The organism is Sphingobium rhizovicinum (assembly GCF_042647625.1).
In the GTDB taxonomy this organism is placed as follows: Bacteria; Pseudomonadota; Alphaproteobacteria; order Sphingomonadales; family Sphingomonadaceae; genus Sphingobium; species Sphingobium rhizovicinum.
The window spans coordinates 3,571,866-3,594,412 of record NZ_JBHRVU010000004.1; the positions used below are offsets into that span (position 1 = coordinate 3,571,866).

Consider the following 22,547-nt stretch of genomic DNA (forward strand, 5'->3'; position numbering starts at 1 on the left):
GACTCGGCGATATTCAGATACGCTCGCCCGACAGGCGCTGGCACAGCATGTCGAGCTGGTCGAGGTTGGAATAGCGCATCGACAGCGTGCCGCCGGCGGCGGCGCTTTCATGCGCGATCTCGATTTTCAGACCCAATATGTCGGCCAAATGCTGTTCCAGCGCGGCGATGTCCGGGTCTTTCTCCGTCGGCTTGCTGGCGGCGCGGCGCGGGGCCGGCGCTTCCGCTCCGGTTTTCACCCGGCGCACCAGCTGCTCGGTATCGCGAACCGAAAGCCCTTTTTCTTCAACCTGTTGCGCCAGTTTCTCGCAATCGGGCACGCCGATCAGCGCGCGGGCATGGCCCATGCTGATCCGGCTGTGCATCACCTGTTGCTGCACGGTTTGCGGCAGTTCCAGCAGGCGCATCAGATTGGCGACATGACTGCGCGATTTGCCGACGATGCGGCCCAGCGCTTCCTGGCTATGATGAAATTCGGCGATCAGTTTGCGATAGGCTTCCGCCTCTTCGATCGGATTGAGGTCTTCGCGCTGGATATTTTCAATCAGCGCGATTTCCAGCGTTTCCTGCTCATCGAAATCGCGGACGATCGCGGGGATGCGGTGCATCTGCGCCCGCTGCGCCGCGCGCCAGCGGCGTTCGCCGGCAATGATCTGGAACCCGCCGCCATGGGGACGCACGATGATCGGCTGAATCACGCCGCGCTTGGCGATGCTGTCGGCCAGTTCCTGTAACGCGCCATCGTCGAAATGGCGGCGCGGCTGTTCAGGATGCGGATGGATCAGCGCGACTTCGATGCTCTGCACCGTCTTGCCATTGGCGGCCGACGCGGCGCTGGGGGCAATCGGTTCTTCGCGGGTCACATCGCCCAGCAGGGCGGACAGGCCCCGGCCCAGCCCCTGCGGACGCTTGGCAATCTTGGGCTTGTCAGTCGTTTCGTCGCTCAAGCGGCAACCTCCTGTCGGGGCAGGCGCGCGATCAGTTCGCGCGCGAGCCGCATATAGGCTTCCGATCCCGAGCAGCGGAAGTCGTAGATAAGGGCGGGCACGCCATGGCTCGGTGCTTCGGACAGGCGGACATTGCGGGGAATGACGGTGGAGAAGACGAGATCGCCCAGGCAGGCGCGCACATCGTCGGCCACCTGATCGGTCAGGCGGTTGCGGCGATCATACATGGTCAGCGCCACGCCCATGATCGACAGGCCGGGATTGAAGCGGCCGCGAATACGCTCGACCGTCTGGAGCAGCTGTGACAGACCTTCCAGCGCGAAAAATTCGCACTGGAGCGGCACCAGCAGCGATTGGGCGGCGACCATGGCGTTGATCGTCAACAGGCCCAGCGAGGGCGGGCAATCGATCAGGCAAATGTCCCAGCGGCCCGACTGCGCTTCGGACAGGACGCGCTCCAGACGGTGGGTGCGCTCCTCATATTCGATCAGTTCGATTTCCGCGCCCGACAGATCCTGCGTCGCGGGGACCAGGTCCAGCTTGGGCACGCGGGTCGTGACGATGGTGTCGTCCAGCGCGCAATTGCCGACCAGCAGGTCATAGCTGGACTGGGCGCGTTCGGCCTGCCCCACGCCAAGGCCGGTCGACGCATTGCCTTGCGGGTCGAGATCGACCAGCAGCACCCGAAGGCCGGTGGCGGCAAGGCCGGTCGCGAGGTTGATCGCGGTCGTGGTCTTGCCCACCCCACCCTTCTGGTTGGCGATGGCGATGCGGATCATGGGCGCCCTTTCTTCTTGCCAGCGGGTGTGACGGATCGAGCGACGATGATGGCGCTATCGGCATCCGTTACGCTCGGTTCCACGTGAAACGCACCTTGCCATGTAGGACGCACCGCCTCCAGTTCATTTTGCGCATTTCGTCCCTTTGGCAGCACCCAGACGGTGTTTTTATCGGACAGGTGCAGCGCGGAGGCGAGCAATTTGGGCAGCGGGGCATAAGCGCGCGCGCTGATGACGGCCGCCTTGGTCGCGGGCGTGCTTTCGACGCGACCGCCAAAGACGCGCGCATTGCCAAGGCCCAGGTCGGCGATGACGCCGTTCAGAAAATCGATCCGCTTGCGGCGGGATTCCACCATCATCAGCGGCCGATCGACCAGACAGGCGATGACGATGCCGGGCAGCCCGGCCCCGGACCCCAGGTCGATCCAGTCGCGCCCATCATCATTAGGGGCGATGGTCAGCAACTGCGCGGAATCGACAATATGTCGCGCCCAGATATGCGGACGGGTCGATTCCGCGATTAGATTTTGTTCGTCCATCGCCGACGACAGGATGGCGACATAGCGTTCCAGCTGGTCCCATGTTTCACGTGAAACTTCGAACTGCGCCTGGAGCCAGGCGCGGGCTTCTTCTTCGGTCACGCGGCCTCCCGCCGGACATGGACTAGGATGGCGGCAAGGGCCGCCGGGGTGATGCCGCGAATGCGGCCGGCAGCGGCCAGCGTATCGGGGCGGGCGGCGTCGAGCCGCTCGATCATTTCGGTCGAAAGGCCGCCAATGGCGCGATAATCGAAATCGGCCGGAATATGCACGCGCTCATTGCGGCGCAGTTCGGCAATCTCGCTGTCCTGCCGCTGAAGATAGGGCGCATAATGGGCGTCCTCCAAAATCTCGTCGCGCAGGTCGGCGGGCGCATCGCGCAGGGACGGTGCGAGATCGAGCAGCAGGGCGCGGTCGACCTCCGGGAAGCGCGCCCAGTCGAACAGGCTGCGGCGCGCGCCGTCCTGTCGCACCGACGCGCCGGCGCGGGCCATTTCACTGGCGGTCATCTCGCGCGCCAGTTCCGCGTCGATCGTGGCGCGCAGGGCGGCCCGTTCAGACAGTCGCGCCGCGCGATCGAGTCCGATCACGCCATGGGCCAGCCCAATCGGGCCGAGCCGCGTTTCGGCATTGTCCGCGCGCAGCCGCAGCCGATATTCGGCGCGGGCGGTGAGCATGCGATAGGGTTCGGTCACGCCTTGCAAGACGAGATCGTCGATCATCACCCCGATATAGGAACTGGCCCGGTCCAGGATCATCGACGCTTCGCCGCGTGCGCGGGCGGCAGCGTTGACGCCGGCAATCAGGCCCTGCGCTGCGGCTTCCTCATAGCCGGTCGTGCCGTTGATCTGGCCCGCGCAAAACAGGCCGAGCACCGCGCGCACTTCCAGCGAAGCGTCAAGCGCGCGCGGATCGACATGGTCATATTCGACCGCATAGCCGGGCACGACAATGTCGACCTGCTCCAGTCCGGGCATGGACCGGACCATAGCGATCTGAACATCGGTGGGCAGCGATGTGCTGATGCCGTTGGGATAGACGAGATGATCCTCCAGCCCTTCGGGTTCGAGGAAAATCTGATGCCCGTCGCGATCGCCGAAGCGCAACACCTTGTCCTCGATCGACGGGCAGTAGCGCGGCCCCTGCCCCTCGATCGCGCCGCTGAACAGGGGCGATCGACCAAGGCCGTCGCGGATGATCTGATGCGTGCGATCATTGGTGCGGGTGATGGCGCAGGCGAGTTGCGGCAGCGGGCGATGGTCGGACAGCGGCGACATGGTCCACCCCTCCCCGTCCGATGGCTGGGTTTCCAGGCGCGCCCAATCGATCGTCCGCCCGTCCAGCCGGGGCGGCGTGCCGGTCTTGAGCCGGGCGATCGGCAGGCCGAGTTCGCGCAACTGCACGCCCAGCGCGGTTGCAGCGCGTTCATTGACGCGTCCACCCGTTTCGCGCTCATCGCCCCGAAACAGCTTGCCGCCCAGAAAGGTGCCGGTCGCGAGAACGACGGAGGACGCCTGAAGCGCACGGCCATCCGCCAGTGCGATCCCGGCAATGGCGTCATCCTCCAGCAGCAGCGCCGCCGCTTCGCCTTCGACAATATCCAGACCAGCCTGCGCATCCAGCATCGCATGGATGGCGGCGCGATAGCGTTTGCGGTCGGCCTGAATGCGCGGTCCCTGTACGGCCGCACCTTTGCTGCTGTTGAGCATGCGATAATGAATGGCTGCGGCATCGGCGGCGCGCGCGATCAGGCCGTCGAGCGCATCGACCTCGCGCACCAAATGCCCCTTGCCCAGACCGCCAATGGCCGGGTTGCAGGACATGGCGCCGACCGTCGCTTTCTCGAAAGTCAGCAGCGCCACCGACGCGCCCTTGCGCGCCGCCGCAGCGGCTGCCTCGCAGCCGGCATGGCCGCCGCCGACCACGATCACATCATAGCTTGTTCGCATGACGCGCCCTTATCAGATTTGGGGCATCGTGGTCAAAATTGTTCCACGTGGAACAGCATCTATTTGCCGATGCAAAATCCCGAAAAGAGCCGGTCCAGCATATCCTCGGTCCCGGCCTGCCCGGTCAGCGCGTCGATCGCGCGGCGGCAAAGGCGCAATTCCTCGGCAGCTACCAGCAAATCGCCGGTCGATGCGGCTGCATCAAGATGCGCGCACAACTGTCCAACTTCTTGTCTCTGTCGCGCATGCAGGGCATAATCCCCCTCGCCAGGCAGCAGGGTGGCGGCGCTTGAGAGCAGGGTTTCGATCAGGATCGCCATCCCCTCCCCCGTCCGGGCCGACAGGGATAGGCCGGGCCGCGCCGCTTCGCTGCGGTCGCTCTGGGCGGCGATCAGGATCGCGTCGGCGCGCGGCAAAGCATCGGCCTCGCCCAGCCACAGGATGATGTCCGCCGCCTCCAGCGCGGCATGGGCGCGGTCGATGCCGATCGCCTCGATCGCGTCGCTCGTCTCGTCCCGCAGGCCGGCGGTATCGGTGAAGAGAAAGGCGGTGCCGCCAATCGCGGCCGGCACTTCGATCCGGTCGCGGGTGGTGCCGGCAATGTCGGATACGATCGCCGCGTCCCGGCCGACCAATGCATTGAGCAAGGTCGACTTGCCGGCATTTGGCGGGCCGGCCAGCACCACGCGAACGCCGTCGCGCAAACGCTCGGCCGATGGCGCGGCGAGAATAGCGCCGACATCCTGCGCCAGCGCGGCGATGCCCTGCCCTATCCGCGCCTCGATCGCGTCATCGGGCACATCATCCTCGTCGGAGAAATCGAGTGCCGCTTCGGCCATGGCGGACAGGGTCAGCAATTCATTGCGCCAGCCATTGATCCGGCGGGAAAAATGCCCCTCCGCCATCAGCAGCGCCGCGCGGCGCTGGCCCTGGGTTTCGGCGGAGAGCAGATCGGACAGACCCTCGACCGCGTTCAGGTCCATGCGCCCATGAGCAAAGGCGCGGCGAGTGAATTCGCCCGCTTGCGCCCGGCGCAATCCAGGCATGGCGGCCAGCGCATCCTCCACCGCCGCGACGATGGCCCGGCCGCCATGGCAATGGAGTTCGACCATATCCTCGCCCGTGACGGTTGCGGGACCGGGCAGCCAGAGCAGCAGGGCGCGATCGAGCGGACTGCCGTCGCGCGGATCTTTCAGCAGGGCAAGGCTGGCGGTGCGGGGCGTGGGGATGCGCCGCGCCAGCGCCTCCAGCGCGCTGCGCGCCCGTGGCCCGCTGATCCGGATAACCGCGATCCCCGCTGGCGGCGCACCGCTCGACAGGGCAAAAATGCTGTCGTCTTGACCCTTCGACACGGACCTTATTTCTTCTCGTCCTTGCCGCCGATGCCCGCCAGACCGACATTCATCATCTGCTGGAACAGGCGCATGCCCGCATCGCCCAGTGGCGAGAAGCTCTTGAACAGCGTTTCCATCTGCTCGACGCTGCCGACGCCATCAAAGCTGTCGAGCATCGTCTTGACATATTTGTCATGAATGGGCGTGACATCGGGCAGGCCCAGAAAGGCGCGGGCCTCGGCGGGCGTGCAATCCACGTCGACGGATACTTTCATGTCCCTGCTCTTCCCTGTTGGCGGCCGGCCGCATGGGGCCGTTTGATCGCGTCGTGCCGTCATGCCGCAAATAGCCGCATCAACGCAAATTTTAAACGCGGCAGGTGGTTGCGCGACTCCCGGATCGGCCAATATGCGACCCAATCTCACTCCGCGGAAGGATCATGGCATGGGCAGCTTCACCCCGATCGACACTCTGGAAGGGGATGCGCAATTCGACGCCTATGTGGCGCAGCCTGAAGGCGAAGCGCGCGCGGCGATTATCGTCATCCAGGAAATTTTCGGCGTGAATGAAGGCATTCGCCATAAATGCGAGAGCTGGGCGAAGGCAGGCTATCTGGCCTATGCACCCGATCTGTTCTGGCGGCTGGAGCCGCATGTCGAACTGGATGCCGATGTGCCGGCGGAAATGGAGCAGGCGCTGGCCTATATCCCGAAGTTCAATCAGGATCAGGGCATCCGCGATATTGAGGCGACCATCAAGGCGGCGCGCTCTGCCCTTGGCGGCGCAGGCAAGGTGGGCGTCGTCGGCTATTGCCTGGGCGGCCGCATCGCCTTCATGAGCGCCTGCCGCACCGATGGCGATGCCTTTGTCGGCTATTATGGCGTGGGCATCGATGGCCTTCTGGGGGAACAGCATGCCATCGGCAAACCGACCATGCTGCATATTCCCACCAATGATGGTTTCGTGTCCCCCGAAACGCAAAAGGCGATGCATGACGGGCTGGCCGATAATCGCCATGTGACGCTGCATGATTATGAAGGGCTGGACCATGGCTTCGCGGCCGAGACGGGCAATCGCCGGGTCGAGGACGCCGCGCAACTGGCGGACCAGCGGACCGCGGACTTCTTCGCAGCGGCGCTTGCCTGATGTCGGGCGCATGGCGGATGGTGGCCCGCAGCCATGGCGGGCCGGAGGTGATTGCGCGCGAGGATTTTGATCCGGGCCAACCGGGCGAAGGCGAAGTGCTGATCGCGCAGGATGCGGTCGGCCTCAACTTCATCGACACCTATTATCGCACCGGCCTTTACCCCGCCCCCCTGCCCACCCCGCTGGGGTCGGAGGGCGCCGGGCAGGTCGTCGCCGTGGGCGCGGGTGTCGACGGCTTTGCCGTCGGCGATCGGGTCGGCTGCGCCAGCGGTCTGGGCGCTTATGCCACGCATCGCATCGTCCCGGCCGATCGGGCGGTGAAAATCCCCGACGCCGTGTCGAGCGAGGACGCCGCCGCGATGATGCTCAAGGGCATGACCGCCTGCTATCTGGCGGAAGACACGATCGCGCTACAGGCCGGGCAGGTGGCGCTGGTCCATGCTGCCGCTGGCGGTGTCGGATCGATCCTGGTGCCATGGCTGCGGGACAAGGGCGTGATCGTGATCGCCCATTGCGGATCGGCGGCAAAGGCGGCCTCTGTCGAGGCCGATCACAGCCTGTCCGGCGCGTTTGACGATCTGGCCGCAACGGTGCGCGACCTGACCGGGGGCAAGGGCGTCGATGTGGTCTATGACGGCGTGGGCAAGGATAGCTGGGGCGCTTCGCTCGCCAGTCTTAAGCGGCGCGGCCTGATGGTCAGCTATGGCAATGCGTCGGGGGCGGTGCCGCCGGTCAGTCTGCTCGACCTCAGCCGTGGCGGATCGCTTTACGTTACCCGCCCTACCCTGTTCGATTATATCGCGACGGCGGATGAACTGGCGCACACCGCCGGGCGGCTGTTCGACCGGATGCAGAACGGGGTGGTGAAGGCGCAGATTGGCCAGCGTTTCGCGCTTGCCGATGCAGCGCAGGCCCATCGTGCGCTGGAGGCGCGCCAGACGACAGGGGCGACGGTGCTGATCCCCTGACGATGAGGGCGCTGCTCGCTGCTGTGCTGGTAGTGCCCCATCATGACAGGGGTGGTTGAGCGGAGCAGCGTTGCCCCTCCGCTCCACCGCAATGTCATTTGCGCGGGCGCCAATGCTGCATCATCTTGCGGAAACGCGACGGCGCCTCGCTATCCTGAGGCAGATCGATGGGGGCGGCAGGCTCGGTTGCCGGCGCGTCGCGCGCGACCAGAGCCGTGTGCTGGATCTGGTCGACGGCCTGGAGCAGCGGCAATTTGGTGCAGACGATAGCGTCCTGCAAACCGCCGCCTAGCCCGCCGCCCATCCAGCAGCCATAATCCACCTTGGTGATCGCCATCCCTGCATTCCACACCATCTTCTGGATCAATGCCCGGTCGAAGGCGATGAAGGCCAGGGGGTCGGCGTCATTACCGGTCAGGACGTCGCCCGCCCGCCGCATCCGTTCGGGATCGAGCGGGAAAAGGGCTTGCCCGGACAGGACCATGTGACGGGAAAAGTCGTTCAGTTCGAAGCAGGTGAACATGAAGCGCCCACCGGGACGCAGCATGGACGAAACGAAATGCAGCAAGGACTGGAAATCGGCCTGGGTGACATGGGTGAAGACCGAAAAGGCATAGGCATCGGTGAAATTGTCGCGATATTGCTCGCTCAGCGCCGATTGCGACTTGCCAGCCTGACGATCGATGAAGGCGTCATAATGATGATTGGCGCCGGTGATCAGCTCGAATTTGGTGCCGGGCAGATATGGCGCGATCTGCTGGTCGCAGAAATCGATCACCGGCGGCATGATGTCCATGCCGATCAGCTGTTCAGGGCGAACCCCGGCCTTCCACAGCGACACCAGACCACGGCCAATGCCGCAGCCAAAATCCAGAATCCGGGACTGGTTATGTAGCGGCAGCAATCGGGTGAGAATGCCGATCGATGCGTCGCCCACCAGTTCGGGGTCGGACCCGCCCACCCAATCATTCATCGGGCTGGCCCGCATCTGATCGAAGATGTGCGATAATTCTGACATTGATGGAGACCCCTTCCCCTTTGGAGACGGGCGACGCTAACCGTTGAGGTTAGCAATCACAAGCGGTTACTATGCGCTGTTTACTGGAGAAATTGCAGCCGAGATGATGCAGATCTTTGGCGTTGAGCGGATGCCAGGATGCCTGGGAAGATGTGATGGCATCGTCAACAGCGGACATTGCGATAAGGGAAAAGCCGGATCGGCAGACGAGCGGGCGTCGGCCGATCCGGCTTTCATAAAAACCAGTTGGCGGGCGATGCCGCAGCATCGCCGGTCGTTTTACTGATTCATCGTCGCGAAGAAATCTTCGTTGGTCTTGCTGTCCTTCATCTTGTCCAGCAGGAATTCCATCGCATCGACCGTGCCCATCTGCATCAGGATGCGGCGCAGCACCCACATCTTGCTGAGGGTCGGCTTTTCCACCAGCAATTCTTCCTTGCGGGTGCCCGACTTGCCGACGTCCAGCGCCGGGAAGATGCGCTTGTCGGCGACCTTGCGGTCCAGCACGATTTCCGAGTTGCCGGTGCCCTTGAACTCTTCGAAAATGACTTCGTCCATACGGCTGCCGGTGTCGATCAGCGCGGTGGCGATGATGGAGAGCGAGCCGCCTTCCTCGATATTACGCGCCGCGCCGAAGAAGCGCTTGGGGCGCTGAAGGGCGTTGGCGTCGACACCGCCGGTCAGCACCTTGCCCGACGAAGGGACGACGGTGTTGTAGGCGCGGCCGAGGCGTGTGATCGAATCGAGCAGGATCACGACGTCCTTCTTGTGCTCGACCAGACGCTTGGCCTTTTCGATCACCATTTCGGCGACCTGGACGTGACGGGTGGCCGGCTCGTCGAAGGTGGAGGACACGACCTCGCCCTTCACGCTGCGCTGCATGTCGGTGACTTCTTCCGGGCGCTCGTCGATCAGCAGGACGATCAGGAAGACTTCGGGATGGTTGTCGGTGATCGCCTTGGCGATATTCTGGAGCATCACGGTCTTGCCGACGCGGGGCGGCGCGACGATCAGGGTGCGCTGGCCCTTGCCCTGCGGGCTGACGATGTCGATGACGCGGGCCGACTTGTCCTTGACCGTGGGGTCCAGCGTGTCGAGGCGCAATTTCTGTTCGGGATAGAGCGGCGTCAGATTGTCGAAATTGACGCGATGACGGACCACATCGGGATCGTCGAAATTGACCGAGAGCAGCTTGGTCAGGGCGAAATAGCGCTCGCCATCCTTGGGCGCGCGGATTTCGCCTTCCACCGTATCGCCAGTGCGCAGGCCGAATTTGCGGACCTGATTGGGCGAGACGTAAATATCGTCGGGACCGGCCAGGAAGTTGGCTTCGGGACTGCGCAGGAAGCCGAAGCCGTCCGGCAGCACCTCGATCGTGCCCTCGCCCATGATCTGTTCGCCATTTTCCGCCTCGGCCTTGAGGATCGCGAACATCAGGTCCTGCTTGCGCAGCGTCGATGCGCTTTCCACGCCCAATTCCTCGGCCATGGTGACGAGGTCGGCGGGAACAGTCTTTTTGAGGTCCTTGAGGTGCATTTGCGAGTCGGTCCGATGCGGTGGAAAGAAAAATGATGGGAAAGGAAGGAGATAGCCGGACAGGAAAGCCGGAAACCCTCGCTCCGGACGGGCGAGGAGAGATAGATTTGCGTTTAGCGATCCGTCGCCTGTCTCGTCAAGGCAGGATGATGACGGATTTCAACGGAAAATCGCCATAAAGCGCGCCTGGACGGCCAGTCGAGCCGCTGGCGCGATGGCCGGCTGTCATGATATAAGAAGCGCATAAGAAAATTTGAAGGACGAGGATATGGGACGCTTCCCTGTCTCGACATGGGCCTCGCTGGGGATCGCGCTGGCGATCGGCGGATCCCCGCTGGCCGCGCAGGATGCCCCGGCGCTTGACCCCGACCAGCCGCCTTCGGTCGTCCGAACGACTACGGACCCCGATGCGCGCGTCACCATCCCCATCTCGATCGGCGGCAAGGGGCCGTGGAACTTCATCATCGACACCGGATCGCAGCGCACCGTCATCGCCCGCGAACTGGCCCAGCAATTGGCGCTGCCGCCGCGGGACACGGTCACGATCCTCAGCATGACTGGCCGGTCGGAAGCGCACACCGTCGCCCTGCCCCGGCTGGGCTTTGGCGGCAACATGATCGACGATATTCAGGCGCCGGTGCTGGAGGGAGAGAATTTGGGCGCGCCGGGCCTGCTCGGCCTCGACAGCCTGCATGCCAAGCGGGTGACGCTCAATTTCCGCACCGGGCGGATGGAAATCGCCAATAGCGGACCCAATCGGCGCGTGTCGGTCGATCCCGACACGATCGTCGTGGAGGCGCGGCGCAAGCGCGGCCAGCTGATCCTGCTCGATTCCGACGTCAACGGCATGCGGGTCAATATCATGCTGGATACCGGAACCAATTTCAGCATCGGCAATCTGGCGCTGCGCGACCGGCTGATCGCCAAGAAGCGCGCGCCGGCGATGATGGAAGCGACGCTGACCAGCGTGACTGGCGGCACGCTGACCGGGCAGGTCGGGCGGATCAAGTCGGTGCGCATGGGGCGCGTCAACCTGATCGAGGTGCCGGTGCTCTTCGCCGACGCCAGTCCGTTCGCGGAACTGGGGCTGGAGGACAAGCCGGCGTTGCTGCTGGGGATCAGCGCGCTGCGGATATTCGATCGGGTGGCGATCGATTTCGGCCGGGGCAAGGTCGATTTCCTGCTGCCTGACGCCAGCGCGCTGGAAAAGACGCGCTTTGCCGCGAACGATCAGGGCAAGGGATAAGGTTTTACTGCCCCTGCGTCGGCCGGTTCTGCGGCTGTTGCTGGCGCTGCCGATCGCGGCCCAGCACATTGTCGATCCATTGCTGGTCCAGCTTGGGCGGCTGGGGACGATCCTGCGGGTCTACCTCCATCTGCTGTTCGTCGGCATCGCTTTCCGCATCCGATCCGCCGGGGCGGGCGCGATCAATCGGCAGGCCGTTCTCATCGACCATCATGCCGCCCGACTGCATGCCGTTGTCGGGCTGGCCATAATAGGCTTCATCGTCCGGCTCCAGCTGCCATTCGGGTAGGGTGACTTCCGTCTCGAATTGCTCGACCGGGCGCTTGGCGACGGCGACTTTCATATAGTCGGCAAAGGCCCGAGCCGGCGCACGCCCACCCTGTAGCCCGCCAACTGCCCTGGCATCGTCACGCCCCATCCAGACGCCGGTGGTGATACCGCTGGAAAAGCCCAGGAAATAGCCATCCTTGTTGCTGGTCGTCGTGCCGGTCTTGCCCGCCACCGGACGGCCGATCTGCGCCGCCTTGCCGGTTCCGGTGCTGACCGCCGTCTGCATCAGGTCCGTCATGCCGGCGGCGACCCAGGGGGCCACCAGCACGCGGCTGGTATCGTCCTGATGCTGGTAGAGCAGGCGTCCGTCGGCGGTCGTGACCTTGGTGATGCCATAGGGCGCCACGGCAATGCCCTTGCGCGCGATCGAGGCCGCGGCGCGCGTCATGTCGATCAGACGCACGTCCGATGTGCCCAGCACCATCGAAGGATGGGTGTTGATCGGCGTCGACACGCCAAAGCGGCGCGCCATGTCGGCGACGGTCGGGAAGCCGACTTCCACGCCCAGCTTGGCGGCGATGGTGTTGATCGAATAGGCAAAGGCGGTGCGCACATCGATGTCGCCGGCGAAGCGTCCATTGGCGTTGCGCGGGGACCAGCCGTTGATCGTCACTGGTTCGTCGGTCACGCCCGTATCGGGGGTATAGCCCGCCTCCAGCGCCGCCATATAGACGAAGATCTTCCAGGCGGACCCCGGCTGGCGCGTCGCCGTGGTGGCGCGATTATAGTTGGACGTCACATAATCGAGGCCGCCGACCATCGCCCGCACCGCCCCGTCGCGGTCCAGGCTGACCAGCGCGCCCTGCGTGCCTGCCGGAACATTGGCCTTGATCGCCGCGGTTGCGGCATTCTGCATGCCAAGGTCGATCGTCGTATAGACTTCCAACGGTTCGTTCGGCTCGTCGATCAGCACATCGAGTTGCGGCAGCGCCCAATCGGTGAAGTAGCGCACGCTGTTCTGCGGCGGCTCGGGCGCCATGCGGACGCCGGCCAGATTGGCATTGGCATGCTCACTGGCCGAAATCGCGCCATTTTCCTGCATTAGGTCCAGCACCACGCCGGCGCGACCGACGGCTGCTTCGGCGTCGGCGGTGGGGGAGTAGCTGGACGGCGCCTTGACCAGACCGGCGATGATCGCGGCTTCGGGCAGGTCCAGGCTGGTGGCGGGGTGGCCGAAAAATTTGCGGCTGGCCGCATCAATGCCATAGGCGCCGCCGCCGAAATACACCTTGTTGAGGTAAAGTTCGAGAATCTGCCGCTTGGAGAATTTCCGCTCCAGCGCCAGCGCCAGCACCATTTCGCGCAGCTTGCGGCCGAAACTGTAACTGTTGTTGAGGAAGATGTTGCGCGTCACCTGCTGGGTGATCGTGGATGCCCCCTGCCAGCGCCGGCCCTGCCCGCGCCGTTCCACCGCGACCCATGCGGCGCGCGCCATGCCGATCGGATCAACGCCGGGGTGCAGGTAGAAACGCCTGTCCTCGGTCGACACCATCGCATCGACCATGACCTGCGGAATCTGGTCATAGCTCAGCCACTGGCCGAAACTCGGCCCGAGCGATACGATGACGCTGCCGTCGGCGGCGTGGACGCGGATCATCTGGCCATTGGGGGAGGATTTGAGGCTGTTATAGTCGGGCAGCGATTGCATCGCGATCACCACCGCGACGACCACCGCCAATAATCCAGCCACTGCCGCCGCCAGGCCGATCTTCAGCCCGCGCACCGCCCATGTCTTCACGCGACCCCGCGGGGCGCTCTTGCTCTTGCTTGATCCTGCCATTTGTGCCGCCCCGGATACGCGCTAATCCCGGCCCCGGCCAGCGCAAATCCTGCAACCGGCGCGGAAAAAGACCGTCGCGCCGTCCATGGCGAACGACGCTTTACCCCGCGATGAACGAGGGGTGTGCAGTCATGATCGAGGCCGGATGAAATTGGCATGCACCGGCCGGTAAAAGGCCGCCCGGCAACGCGGCGTCGCTACTACTTTTCGCGCGGCTTAAAATCCAGCCCGGCGCTGTTCATGCAGTAACGCAGGCCGTTCACGCCCGGCCCGTCGGGAAAGACATGGCCCAAATGCCCTTCGCAGGCAGCACAGCGCACTTCGGTGCGGATCATGCCATGGCTGGCGTCGCGAATTTCCTCGACCGCGTCGATATCGACCGGCGCAGTGAAGCTGGGCCAGCCCGAACCGCTGTCATATTTTTCATCGGCATCGAACAGCTCCGCGCCGCAGCCGGCGCAATAATAGACGCCGTCCGCCTTGTTGCTGTTATATTTGCCGGTGAAGGCGCGTTCCGTGCCGGCTTCGCGCAGCACATGATATTGTTCGGGGGACAGGCGCTCGCGCCATTCCGCTTCGGTCAGAGTGATCTTCTCCATGGGAGCAATATGGCCCCGCAGGACGGGTCTATCAAGCCCGCTCGCGCGCGGCCTGTCGCGCGATTGCCAGCAATTCGTGGCGCACCATCAGGTCGCCCGTTCCCCGCCCGCCGCGACTGGCGCGTTCAGCCTCCAGCAGGCGCTGGATGACGCGGGCGATGCCGGTGGCGTCCCACAGGCGTACCTGCCGCGTCACCAGCCCCTTCTCCTTCCAGAACACCGCCTTGCCGGCCGATTCAACGGCGGCTTCCAGCCTGCCGCTGGCGTCGAAGGCGTCGCGGATCGCGGCGATCAGCATGGCGCGGGTCAGCAGCGGCCGTATGACCGACGCCATGGCCGCGCCGGTTTCGGTCAGGCTGGTCAGTTCGCGGTGCATCCCTTTCAGGTCGCCGCCCAGCACGGCGTTGACCAGCGGGCCGATCTCCGTGTCGGGATTGTCGGCGGACAGGGCGTCGAGCGCTTCCTGCGTGGCCTCACGCGGGCGATCCGGCGCGGCGTCGAGATAGAGGATCAGCTTCTCCACCTCCCCCGCCATCAATGCGCGGTCGCCATTGGCCAGGTCCACGATCCGGCGGGCAAGATCGGTCGGCAGGCGCAGGCCGCTTTCGCGCGCGATGCCGATCGCGATCTGCTCCGCCTCGCGCGGGTCGGGCTGATAGGAAATCAGCGCCATCGCCGCCTTGTGATCCAGCGCCAGCTTGACCAGCTTCGACGTCGCCTTGAGCGCGCCGGCGACCGCGATCACGGGATTGCCCGCCGCCTCCGCCTCCAGCAGGGCGGTCAGCGCAGGTACGGATTCCTCGCCCATGCCGCTGATGCGCACCCAGCGCCGATCGCCGAACATGGAAAAGGATGCGGCTTCGTCCGACAGGCGGGCCGGATCATCCTTCAGCGTGGCGCCGTCCAGGTCGATCCGTTCCGCCTGCGGCCCCATGGCGCGCTCCAGCCGCTTCGCCAGCGCCTGACTCCCGGCCTCATCGGGACCATAGAGCAGGAAGAAGCGGATGTCGGTCGGTGGCGCGTCCAACGCCCTTTCCATCTGGCCGCGATTGGCCTTCAAGGATGGGCGGCCTTGCGCGAAAACAGGGCCAGCCGGGTGACGATCTGATCCGCCACCGTCTGCGACAGCCGTTCCAGCGCCGTGTCTTCGGCCGCGATCGTGGCATATTCGCTCGACGTGACGTCAATGCCCGCGTCGGACCCGGCGGTATCGTCCAGCACCTGCGCGCCGGTGGCCTGATCGACCAGTTGATAGCGGGCGCGCAGGGTGCGCCGTTCGCGTGTGATGGCGGCGTCGGAGCGCAGGCCGAAACCGCTGATATTGTCGTCCAGCTTCACCACCAGCTTGTAGCGCGGACCATCGCCGCCCCGCATGGCGGCCAGCCGGTCGTTGAGCGCATTGCGCACCAGCCAGCCATTCTTGCCCTCGATCGGGGCGACTTCGACATTGCCCAGCGCCTGCGCGACCGCGCCATGCCCGCCCCCGCCAAAGACCGGGCGCAGGCCGCAGCCGGCAAGGAGCAAGGGGACGGCGAGCAGGGGAAGGATGCGCTTCATGCGGACCTCCATAACCGTTCGCCCCTTGCTTGTCGAAGGGGCGAACGGATGTTGTCAGATCACTAGGTTGACCAGCCGGTCCGGCACCACGATCACCTTCTTGGGCGTCGCGCCATCCAGCGTGCGAATGACATTGGGTGCGGCGAGCGCCAGCTTTTCCAGTTCGTCCTTCGGCGTCCCCTTGGGCACGGTGATGGTGTCGCGCAGCTTGCCCATCACCTGGCAGGCGATGGTGACTTCATCGTCCACCAGCAGCGCCGGATCGACCACCGGCCAGGCCGCATTGGCGATCAGCCCCTCTCCGCCCATTTCCGCCCAGCCTTCTTCGGCCAGATGCGGCGTCATGGGCGCGACCAGCAGCGCAAGGCCGCGGATCGCGGCGGTGCGGCTGGCCGAAGGCTTGGCCTTCTCGATCGCGTTCACCAGCTCGTAAATCTTGGCGACGGCCTTGTTGAAGCCCAGTCCTTCAATATCCCTGGCCACGCCATCGACGGTCTGGTGCAGCTTGCGGTCCAGCGCCTTGTCCTGCCCCTCGGCTGACGCATCGGCTTCGCCGAACAGACGCCAGACGCGGTTGACGAAGCGCCACGATCCTTCGATCCCAGCCTCGGTCCAGGGCAGGTCACGCTCGGGCGGGCTGTCCGACAACATGAACCAGCGCACCGCGTCCGCGCCATATTGGCCGATGATGTCGTCGGGATCGACGACATTCTTCTTGGACTTGGACATTTTGATGACCCGGCCGACCTCGACCGGGGCGTTGTCGGCGATCAGCGTCGCGCCATCGGACGTCCGGTCGATCTCGCCGGGCGCGAAATAGACGGGGGGCAACCCCTCGCCCTGTTCGCGGCTATAGGTTTCGTGCGTCACCATGCCCTGCGTGAACAGGCCGGTGAACGGCTCGGCAAAGCCCAGCTGCCCCATATGCTGAAGCGCGCGGGTCCAGAAACGGGCATAGAGCAGATGCAGGATCGCATGTTCCACGCCGCCAATATATTGGCCGACCGGCAGCCATTGCTCGACCGTGGCGCGATCGAACGGCTTGTCCTTGGGCTGGCTGGCGAAGCGGATGAAATACCAGCTGGAATCGGCGAACGTGTCCAGCGTGTCCGTCTCACGCACGGCGGGCTTGCCGCAGGACGGGCAATCGACATGCTTCCATGTCGCATGGCGATCGAGCGGGTTGCCGGGAATGTCGAAGCTGACATCTTCGGGCAGCACGACCGGCAGCTGATCCTTGGGCACCGGCACCACGCCGCAGCCCTGGCAATGGATGACCGGGATCGGCGTGCCCCAGTAACGCTGGCGCGACACGCCCCAGTCGCGCAGGCGGAACACGGTCTTGCCTGCGCCCCAGCCTTCGGATTCGGCGCGCGCGATGACGGCGGCCTTGGCCTCTTCCACGGCCATGCCATTGAGGAAGCGGCTGTTCACCAGATTGCCGGGGCCGGTATAGGCTTCGTTGTGGATCGGCTTGTCGGCCTCGCCCTCCAGCGCGACGACGCGCTCTACGGGAAGCATATATTTGCGCGCGAAATCGAGGTCGCGCTGGTCATGCGCGGGCACGCCCATGACGGCGCCGGTGCCATAGTCCATCAGCACGAAATTCGCGATGAAGACCGGCAGATGCCATTCCGGATCGAAGGGGTGCGCGACCGTCAGGCCGGTGTCGAAGCCCAGCTTCTCGGCCGTTTCCAGTTCGGCGGCCGTGGTGCCGCCTTCCTTGCACTTTTCGATGAAGGCGACCGCGTCGGGGTTGTTCGCCGCCACCGCCTGCGCCACCGGATGGTCGGCAGCAATCGCGACGAAGCTCGCCCCGAAAATCGTGTCCGGGCGGGTCGAATAGACTTCGATGTCCGTGTCAAACGGCGCAACCGGCCGGAAGCGGAATTGCAGGCCGACCGACTTGCCGATCCAGTTTTCCTGCATCGTGCGCACCTTGTCGGGCCACTGGTCGAGCGTCTTCAGCCCTTCCAGCAGGTCGTCGGCAAACTGGGTGATTTTCAGGAACCACTGGGACAGCTTGCGCTTCTCCACCAGTGCGCCCGAACGCCATCCGCGCCCGTCGATCACCTGTTCGTTCGCCAGCACGGTCATGTCGACCGGATCCCAGTTGACCGCCGATTCCTTGCGATAGACCAGACCCGCTTCCAGCATGTCCAGGAACAGCGCCTGTTCCTGCCCATAATAGTCCGGTTCGCAGGTGGCGAGTTCGCGGCTCCAGTCGATCGCGAAGCCCAGCTTTTTCAGCTGCGCGCGCATATTGGCGATATTGTCGCGGGTCCAGCTGCCGGGATGGACCTTCTTTTCCATCGCCGCATTTTCGGCTGGCATGCCGAAGGCGTCCCAGCCCATCGGATGCAGCACTTCATGGCCGGTCATTCGGCGGAATCGCGCCAGCACATCGCCCATCGAATAATTGCGGACATGGCCGATATGGATGCGCCCCGAAGGATAGGGGAACATTTCCAGCACATAAGAGCGCGGCTTGGTCGAGGCGTCATCCGCCCTGAAGCTCTGCTGCTCGTCCCAGGTCGCCTGCCAGCGGGCGTCGGCCTCCAGCGGGTTGAAGCGCCTCTGCATCTTTCTTCCTTACAAATGCGATCGGGCTGGGCTTGTCACAAGCCCAGCCCCAATGGTGTGAAAACAGGACGTTATCCACGCCCGAAGGGAGGGCTTTAGCCGGAGATCGCCATGCGGCGCAGGTCGCGCGCCTTGGTCAGGATCACTTCTTCCAGCTTCTGCGTGGTCGCCGCCTTGACCGGGGCGTCGACCCACTGGCCATTCTGGTTGACCTGACGGCTGGCGGCGACGCGCAGCGCGTCGGCGCGCAGATCCTGATCCAGGATCGACACGGTCAGCTTCATCCGTTCATTGGGGCTGTTGGGATTGGCATACCAGTCGGTCACGATCACGCCGCCGTTAGAATCGGTCTGCACCATCGGCATGAAGGACAGGGTGTCGAGCGAGGCGCGCCACAGATAGGCGTTGACGCCGATGGTCGTCACCTTCGACGCGGCGAGGTCCGCCTTGGGCCGGTCCTTGGAGCCGCCGCCACATGCCGCGAGCGGCAGGAGGGCAGCCAGCAACAGGCCGGAAGAAAGGGAGACGGGAAGGCGGACCATCAGGGCATGTCCTAGCTTAAAAAGACGAGAAACTGCCCGCTTCTATAGTGGTCATGCGCCATGGGGCAAGGGGGCGCGACGCGCGCACGCGACGGGGTGATCGCGCGCAGGCCATCCGACCCTGTGTATTCGATGCAACAGCTCCGACAAAAAGGCGTTCTACCACTAGCCTGTGGCGGTTTTCTGGGTGTAATGCGTTTCTAAATATCAGTCGGTGGGGACAGAGTCGGATCATGCGCGTGAATAGGGGACATCTGGCATTGGCGAGCGCGGCGGTTGCCGTGGCTGGCTTTATGCTGTCTCCTGCGATCGGCGCGGTGTCCGAACTGGCTCGGCTGCGCGCGGAGGCGCCCGTGTCGCTCGGCGCACTGGGCAGCATCTCCTCCTTTACGCCGACGATCAAGGATCCGCGCCTCGCCGCCGCTTATGCGCGCATCGCGGCCAAGGCGAGCAGCGAAGGCTTCCGCTTCACGCCGACCAGCGGTTCATTGAGCGGCCAGCGTTCGGTCACGGTGATGGTCCGCGCGGCGGACGATCGCGTTGCGGTCAACCGCACGCTGACGCCGGTGGACATCAAGCCGGTCGCCTTCAGCCTGAACGGCGTGCACAACTGGCGCAAGTTCGCCCTGCCCGACTCGGTCGGCCGCAAGGCGCTGGACCCGGTGCCGGTCGAAACGATGGTCGACGCCAAGAATTTCTCGCTGGATGACGGCAAGAAGGATCGGTTCAGCACAAAGATGCTGATCGAGAGCCATCGCGAAGCCGGTACGGGCGCTACGGTGCGCAATCCGTCCGCGGACAAGGATTATTCGCTGGATCTCGCCAGCTCCTATTCGCTGACGCGCAATCTGAACGTGACGGCGGGCCTACGCTATAATAACAGCGTTGCGGGTCGCCTGACGCCGATGACCGACGAACGGCAGGACAGCCAGGCCGTCTATCTGGGCACCATCTTCAAATTCTGATCGATTTGAGCATCTTGCTTTAAATCAGATATTTTCAATTTCCGTTCGCGCTTCGACAAGCTCAGGGCGAACGGTTGAAGGTAGGCGCATCTCAGTCTGATCGCTTATCCAAAGCCCGGCACGGGCGAAGGCAAGGCTTCGCCAGCAAAATAGGCGCGCAGATTGGCGCGCAGCATCTCCAGCATCTGCGCCACGGCGGCATCGGTCGCGCCGCCGGTGTGCGGGGTCAGCACGACATTGGGAACATCGACCCAGCGCGCCGCATCGGTTGGTTCCTGCGCGAACACATCCAGCGCCGCGCCGCCCAGCCGCCCGTCCTGCAAGGCGGCAATCAAAGCGTCTTCATCGACCAATTGCCCGCGCGCGACATTGACCAGCAGACCGCCCGCGCCCAGCGCGTCGATCACCGCCCTATCGATCATGCCACGATTGCTGTCATCGGCCTTCGCCGCCACCACCAAAATGTCGCTTTCCTGCGCCAGCGCGATCAGGCTGTCGGCGCGGGGCGAGCGCAATTCCGGCTTGGCGCGCGGTCCCCACCAGTTCACCGGCATCCGCATCACTTCGGCTCGCTGGGCGGTGGCAAGACCGATCGCGCCCATGCCGACGATGCCCAGCCGCGCGCCGGACAGCGACCGGGTGATCGTCTTGGCCCCCGCCACCCACTGACCGGCCCGCACCTGCCGGTCGCCCGCCACGATTCCGCGCCGATGCGCGAGAATCAGGCCGATCGCATGATCCGCCACATCCTGCGCATTGGCGTCCCCGGCATGGCTCACGGCGATATTGCGCGCCCGCGCCCGGTCCAGATCGACCCCGTCATAACCAACGGTGAAGCAGGCGATCAGGCCAAGGCGCGGCATCGCCGCCAGCAGCGACGGATCGAGCCGGAACTCCCGGCCGTCACCAGCGCCTGTGTGTCGGCTGTGCGCATGCGCCCGGCCTCCTCCCACAATGGCATGACGTCATAATCCGCCGCCAGCGCCGCCAGCAGGGGCGCCAGATGCGGCTGGGCGATCAGGACGACCGGGCGCGCTTCGCTCATCCGATCTGCCTCAGCGCCTGCGCGAAGTCGGCGATCAGATCGTCCGCGTCTTCGCACCCGATCGAGATGCGGACCATATTGTCGCCGATCGCCAGCGCCTTCTTGCGCTCGGCCGGCACCGACAAATGGGTCATCGCCGCCGGATGGCTGGCCAGCGTCTCCGTGCCGCCCAGGCTGACCGCCAGCTTGGCGATCTTGAGCGCGTCGAGAAAGGCGAAGGCTTCCGCCTCCCCGCCCTTCAGATAGAGGGAGAAGGTCGATCCCGCGCCGGTGCAGTGGCGGCGATAAATGTCCGCCTGTCGCTCCGTTTCGGGGAAGCCCAGATAGACGACCTTCTCCACTTGCGGCTGATCCTTCAGCCAGGCGCAGACCTTCGCCGCATTCTCCCCCGCCCGGCTCATCCGCAGTTCCAGCGTCTCCAGCGACCGCAGCAGCATCCAGGCGCTGTGCGGATCGAGGATGGTGCCGATCGTGTTGCGCATCAGGCGAATGGCGTTGATCAGCGCATTGCTGCCCAGCACCCCGCCCGCGACCAGATCGCTATGCCCGCCGGCATATTTGGTCAGGCTGTAGATGACGAGATCCGCGCCATGCTTGATTGGCCGGTGCCACAATGGGCCAAGGAAGGTGTTGTCGATCGCGATCGGCGGCACATGCGCCTCCCCTGCGAACAGCGAGTCGCGCCGCGCAACCACCGCCTCCAGATCGACCAGCACGTTGGTCGGGTTGGCCGGGCTTTCCAGATAGAGCAGGGCGACCCGGCCCAGCTCCCTGGCCTTTTCGATCACCGCGCCAATCTCCGCCTCGGTCGCGCCGGCCGGGAAATCGAGCCATTGCACGCCAAAGCGGCCCAATATGCGCCCGATCAGCGATTCGGTCGCGGCATAGAGGGGGCGGAATGGACGATTACGTCGCCCGGCTGGACCAGCGCCAGCAGGGTGGTGGCGATGGCCGACATGCCGCTGGAAAAGAGCAGCGCATCTTCCGCCTCCTCCCACACGGACAGCCGGTCCTCGCAAATTTCCTGATTGGGACCGTTGAAGCGGGAATAGACCAGCCCCTCTGCGCCGCCGGGCCGGATGCCGGTCACGCCTTCAAAATGGCGCTTGCCCGCAGCCGCGCTTTCGAAGGCGAAGGTGGAGGTGAGGAAGATAGGCGGTTTCAATGATCCTTCGGACAGGGTCGGATCATAGCCATGGCCCATCATCAAGGTGGCGGGCTTCAGCTTGCGGCCGTCAATTTCCATGATCGGCGCCTTGGGGCGACGGCGGTTGCCGGGCGCTTCCACCCCGGTCAGTTCGGCTTCGGTGACGGGGGCGGGGTTTCGCCGGTCATCTTTTTTCTCCTGGCTATTTGCGGCGTCTGATGCGTCGCTGTCATGGGCAGGAGTGTAACGCAGCCTTGCCGAAAAGAGCCAGAGGGCTGAGCAACAATATTTCTCAGCCCTGTATGATTATTCCGCAGCCTGTCCGCTGGGGTCAGGCGACCAGCCCTTCTTCATCCTCGACATGGACTTTGGCGTCATTCGGTGTGGGGCCCTCATGCACCGGGCATGCATGAGCGACATTCAGCGTTTCAGCATAGAAATTCCACCACTCGCTCCAGAAGGCGAAGGGCAGGAACCAGGCGTCAAACATCGATGCTGGCAGGGGCAGCATGTCCTGTTTCTCGTTCATCGGCCGTAT

General features: G+C 64.6%; 19 protein-coding genes and 2 pseudogenes. 4 read left to right on the forward strand and 17 right to left on the reverse strand.

Features of this window, described 5'->3' with window-relative positions; all coding sequences use genetic code 11:
- Positions 1–13: 13 nt before the first annotated feature.
- Genes ACFOKF_RS18690 through ACFOKF_RS18715 form a run of 6 tightly spaced genes read right to left on the reverse strand, consistent with a single transcriptional unit; the run spans position 14 to position 5,822 of the window.
- A complete protein-coding gene (locus ACFOKF_RS18690; protein ID WP_380797585.1) occupies positions 14–946 on the reverse strand; it encodes a ParB/RepB/Spo0J family partition protein in 933 nt (310 codons plus the stop codon).
- Positions 943–1,725, reverse strand: coding sequence for a ParA family protein (locus tag ACFOKF_RS18695; RefSeq protein ID WP_380797587.1), 783 nt, complete (start codon positions 1,723–1,725; stop codon positions 943–945). The genes ACFOKF_RS18690 and ACFOKF_RS18695 overlap by 4 nt, the downstream gene beginning before the upstream one ends.
- The gene (rsmG, locus tag ACFOKF_RS18700; RefSeq protein ID WP_380797588.1) at positions 1,722–2,366 is read right to left on the reverse strand and encodes a 16S rRNA (guanine(527)-N(7))-methyltransferase RsmG; all 645 of its coding nucleotides are present in this window, start codon (positions 2,364–2,366) and stop codon (positions 1,722–1,724) included. The genes ACFOKF_RS18695 and rsmG overlap by 4 nt, the downstream gene beginning before the upstream one ends.
- Entirely contained in the window at positions 2,363–4,213 is a 1,851-nt protein-coding gene (mnmG, locus tag ACFOKF_RS18705; RefSeq protein ID WP_380797589.1) for a tRNA uridine-5-carboxymethylaminomethyl(34) synthesis enzyme MnmG, read from the reverse strand. Before mnmG ends, rsmG begins: the two co-directional genes overlap by 4 nt.
- Before the next feature lie 59 nt (positions 4,214–4,272).
- Complete coding sequence (mnmE, locus tag ACFOKF_RS18710; protein WP_380797590.1) at positions 4,273–5,565, reverse strand: tRNA uridine-5-carboxymethylaminomethyl(34) synthesis GTPase MnmE; 1,293 nt, start codon at positions 5,563–5,565, stop codon at positions 4,273–4,275.
- Positions 5,566–5,570: 5 nt separating this feature from the next.
- Positions 5,571–5,822: a DUF6489 family protein gene (locus ACFOKF_RS18715; RefSeq protein ID WP_380792372.1), complete on the reverse strand. Its 252-nt coding sequence runs from the start codon at positions 5,820–5,822 to the stop codon at positions 5,571–5,573.
- Between the two features lie 169 nt (positions 5,823–5,991).
- Here ACFOKF_RS18715 and ACFOKF_RS18720 point away from each other — a divergent pair, with 169 nt between their 5' ends.
- Together ACFOKF_RS18720 and ACFOKF_RS18725 are read left to right on the forward strand one after the other, a co-directional pair.
- A complete protein-coding gene (locus tag ACFOKF_RS18720) occupies positions 5,992–6,693 on the forward strand; it encodes a dienelactone hydrolase family protein (RefSeq protein ID WP_380792375.1) in 702 nt (233 codons plus the stop codon).
- Positions 6,693–7,661 (forward strand): quinone oxidoreductase family protein, encoded by a 969-nt coding sequence (locus tag ACFOKF_RS18725; RefSeq protein WP_380792378.1) that lies wholly within the window; start codon positions 6,693–6,695, stop codon positions 7,659–7,661. The genes ACFOKF_RS18720 and ACFOKF_RS18725 overlap by 1 nt, the downstream gene beginning before the upstream one ends.
- Positions 7,662–7,755: 94 nt before the next feature.
- Here the strand turns inward: ACFOKF_RS18725 and ACFOKF_RS18730 are convergent, their stop codons facing one another.
- Positions 7,756–8,679, reverse strand: coding sequence for a methyltransferase domain-containing protein (locus ACFOKF_RS18730; protein WP_380792381.1), 924 nt, complete (start codon positions 8,677–8,679; stop codon positions 7,756–7,758).
- A gap of 279 nt (positions 8,680–8,958) precedes the next feature.
- On the reverse strand, positions 8,959–10,215 hold the full coding sequence (gene rho / locus ACFOKF_RS18735; protein WP_298400045.1) for a transcription termination factor Rho: 1,257 nt from the start codon (positions 10,213–10,215) through the stop codon (positions 8,959–8,961).
- Between the two features lie 268 nt (positions 10,216–10,483).
- Here rho and ACFOKF_RS18740 point away from each other — a divergent pair, with 268 nt between their 5' ends.
- A complete protein-coding gene (locus ACFOKF_RS18740; protein ID WP_380792385.1) occupies positions 10,484–11,461 on the forward strand; it encodes an aspartyl protease family protein in 978 nt (325 codons plus the stop codon).
- Between the two features lie 4 nt (positions 11,462–11,465).
- Here the strand turns inward: ACFOKF_RS18740 and ACFOKF_RS18745 are convergent, their stop codons facing one another.
- The 6 genes from ACFOKF_RS18745 to ACFOKF_RS18770 all read right to left on the reverse strand — a co-directional run bounded on the left by ACFOKF_RS18745 (position 11,466) and on the right by ACFOKF_RS18770 (position 18,855).
- Complete coding sequence (locus tag ACFOKF_RS18745) at positions 11,466–13,571, reverse strand: transglycosylase domain-containing protein (protein WP_380792388.1); 2,106 nt, start codon at positions 13,569–13,571, stop codon at positions 11,466–11,468.
- Positions 13,572–13,771: 200 nt separating this feature from the next.
- Positions 13,772–14,170, reverse strand: a complete 399-nt coding sequence (gene msrB / locus ACFOKF_RS18750) for a peptide-methionine (R)-S-oxide reductase MsrB (protein ID WP_380792391.1) — start codon at positions 14,168–14,170, stop codon at positions 13,772–13,774.
- A 31-nt stretch (positions 14,171–14,201) separates the two neighbouring features.
- A complete protein-coding gene (holA, locus tag ACFOKF_RS18755) occupies positions 14,202–15,230 on the reverse strand; it encodes a DNA polymerase III subunit delta (protein WP_380792394.1) in 1,029 nt (342 codons plus the stop codon).
- A complete protein-coding gene (lptE, locus tag ACFOKF_RS18760) occupies positions 15,227–15,727 on the reverse strand; it encodes an LPS assembly lipoprotein LptE (RefSeq protein ID WP_380792397.1) in 501 nt (166 codons plus the stop codon). Before lptE ends, holA begins: the two co-directional genes overlap by 4 nt.
- 54 nt (positions 15,728–15,781) lie before the next feature.
- Positions 15,782–18,310 (reverse strand): leucine--tRNA ligase, encoded by a 2,529-nt coding sequence (leuS, locus tag ACFOKF_RS18765; RefSeq protein ID WP_380792400.1) that lies wholly within the window; start codon positions 18,308–18,310, stop codon positions 15,782–15,784.
- 95 nt (positions 18,311–18,405) lie between these two features.
- The gene (locus ACFOKF_RS18770; RefSeq protein WP_298400077.1) at positions 18,406–18,855 is read right to left on the reverse strand and encodes a DUF3576 domain-containing protein; all 450 of its coding nucleotides are present in this window, start codon (positions 18,853–18,855) and stop codon (positions 18,406–18,408) included.
- A gap of 230 nt (positions 18,856–19,085) precedes the next feature.
- On the opposite strand from ACFOKF_RS18770, the gene ACFOKF_RS18775 reads away from it, so the two are divergent.
- Complete coding sequence (locus ACFOKF_RS18775) at positions 19,086–19,817, forward strand: hypothetical protein (RefSeq protein ID WP_380792403.1); 732 nt, start codon at positions 19,086–19,088, stop codon at positions 19,815–19,817.
- Between the two features lie 104 nt (positions 19,818–19,921).
- On the opposite strand, the pseudogene ACFOKF_RS18780 reads toward ACFOKF_RS18775, so the two are convergent.
- The 3 genes and pseudogenes from ACFOKF_RS18780 to ACFOKF_RS18790 all read right to left on the reverse strand — a co-directional run bounded on the left by ACFOKF_RS18780 (position 19,922) and on the right by ACFOKF_RS18790 (position 22,538).
- Positions 19,922–20,862, reverse strand: a pseudogene (locus tag ACFOKF_RS18780) (2-hydroxyacid dehydrogenase).
- Positions 20,859–22,197 (reverse strand): annotated as a pseudogene (locus tag ACFOKF_RS18785) (cystathionine gamma-synthase family protein). The pseudogenes ACFOKF_RS18780 and ACFOKF_RS18785 overlap by 4 nt, the downstream one beginning before the upstream one ends.
- 143 nt (positions 22,198–22,340) lie before the next feature.
- Positions 22,341–22,538, reverse strand: coding sequence for a hypothetical protein (locus ACFOKF_RS18790; protein WP_380792412.1), 198 nt, complete (start codon positions 22,536–22,538; stop codon positions 22,341–22,343).
- Positions 22,539–22,547 lie beyond the last annotated feature (9 nt).

What these genes read in the sequence shown, in the direction of transcription:
- ACFOKF_RS18695 (WP_380797587.1), bottom strand. Translation starts at nt 1,725, where the DNA reads ATGATCCGCATCGCCATCGCCAACCAGAAGGGTGGGGTGGGCAAGACC.
- mnmG (WP_380797589.1), bottom strand. Translation starts at nt 4,213, where the DNA reads ATGCGAACAAGCTATGATGTGATCGTGGTCGGCGGCGGCCATGCCGGC.
- ACFOKF_RS18715 (WP_380792372.1), bottom strand. Translation starts at nt 5,822, where the DNA reads ATGAAAGTATCCGTCGACGTGGATTGCACGCCCGCCGAGGCCCGCGCC.
- ACFOKF_RS18720 (WP_380792375.1), top strand. Translation starts at nt 5,992, where the DNA reads ATGGGCAGCTTCACCCCGATCGACACTCTGGAAGGGGATGCGCAATTC.
- ACFOKF_RS18725 (WP_380792378.1), top strand. Translation starts at nt 6,693, where the DNA reads ATGTCGGGCGCATGGCGGATGGTGGCCCGCAGCCATGGCGGGCCGGAG.
- ACFOKF_RS18730 (WP_380792381.1), bottom strand. Translation starts at nt 8,679, where the DNA reads ATGTCAGAATTATCGCACATCTTCGATCAGATGCGGGCCAGCCCGATG.
- rho (WP_298400045.1), bottom strand. Translation starts at nt 10,215, where the DNA reads ATGCACCTCAAGGACCTCAAAAAGACTGTTCCCGCCGACCTCGTCACC.
- ACFOKF_RS18740 (WP_380792385.1), top strand. Translation starts at nt 10,484, where the DNA reads ATGGGACGCTTCCCTGTCTCGACATGGGCCTCGCTGGGGATCGCGCTG.
- ACFOKF_RS18745 (WP_380792388.1), bottom strand. Translation starts at nt 13,571, where the DNA reads ATGGCAGGATCAAGCAAGAGCAAGAGCGCCCCGCGGGGTCGCGTGAAG.
- msrB (WP_380792391.1), bottom strand. Translation starts at nt 14,170, where the DNA reads ATGGAGAAGATCACTCTGACCGAAGCGGAATGGCGCGAGCGCCTGTCC.
- lptE (WP_380792397.1), bottom strand. Translation starts at nt 15,727, where the DNA reads ATGAAGCGCATCCTTCCCCTGCTCGCCGTCCCCTTGCTCCTTGCCGGC.
- leuS (WP_380792400.1), bottom strand. Translation starts at nt 18,310, where the DNA reads ATGCAGAGGCGCTTCAACCCGCTGGAGGCCGACGCCCGCTGGCAGGCG.
- ACFOKF_RS18775 (WP_380792403.1), top strand. Translation starts at nt 19,086, where the DNA reads ATGCGCGTGAATAGGGGACATCTGGCATTGGCGAGCGCGGCGGTTGCC.
- ACFOKF_RS18790 (WP_380792412.1), bottom strand. Translation starts at nt 22,538, where the DNA reads ATGAACGAGAAACAGGACATGCTGCCCCTGCCAGCATCGATGTTTGAC.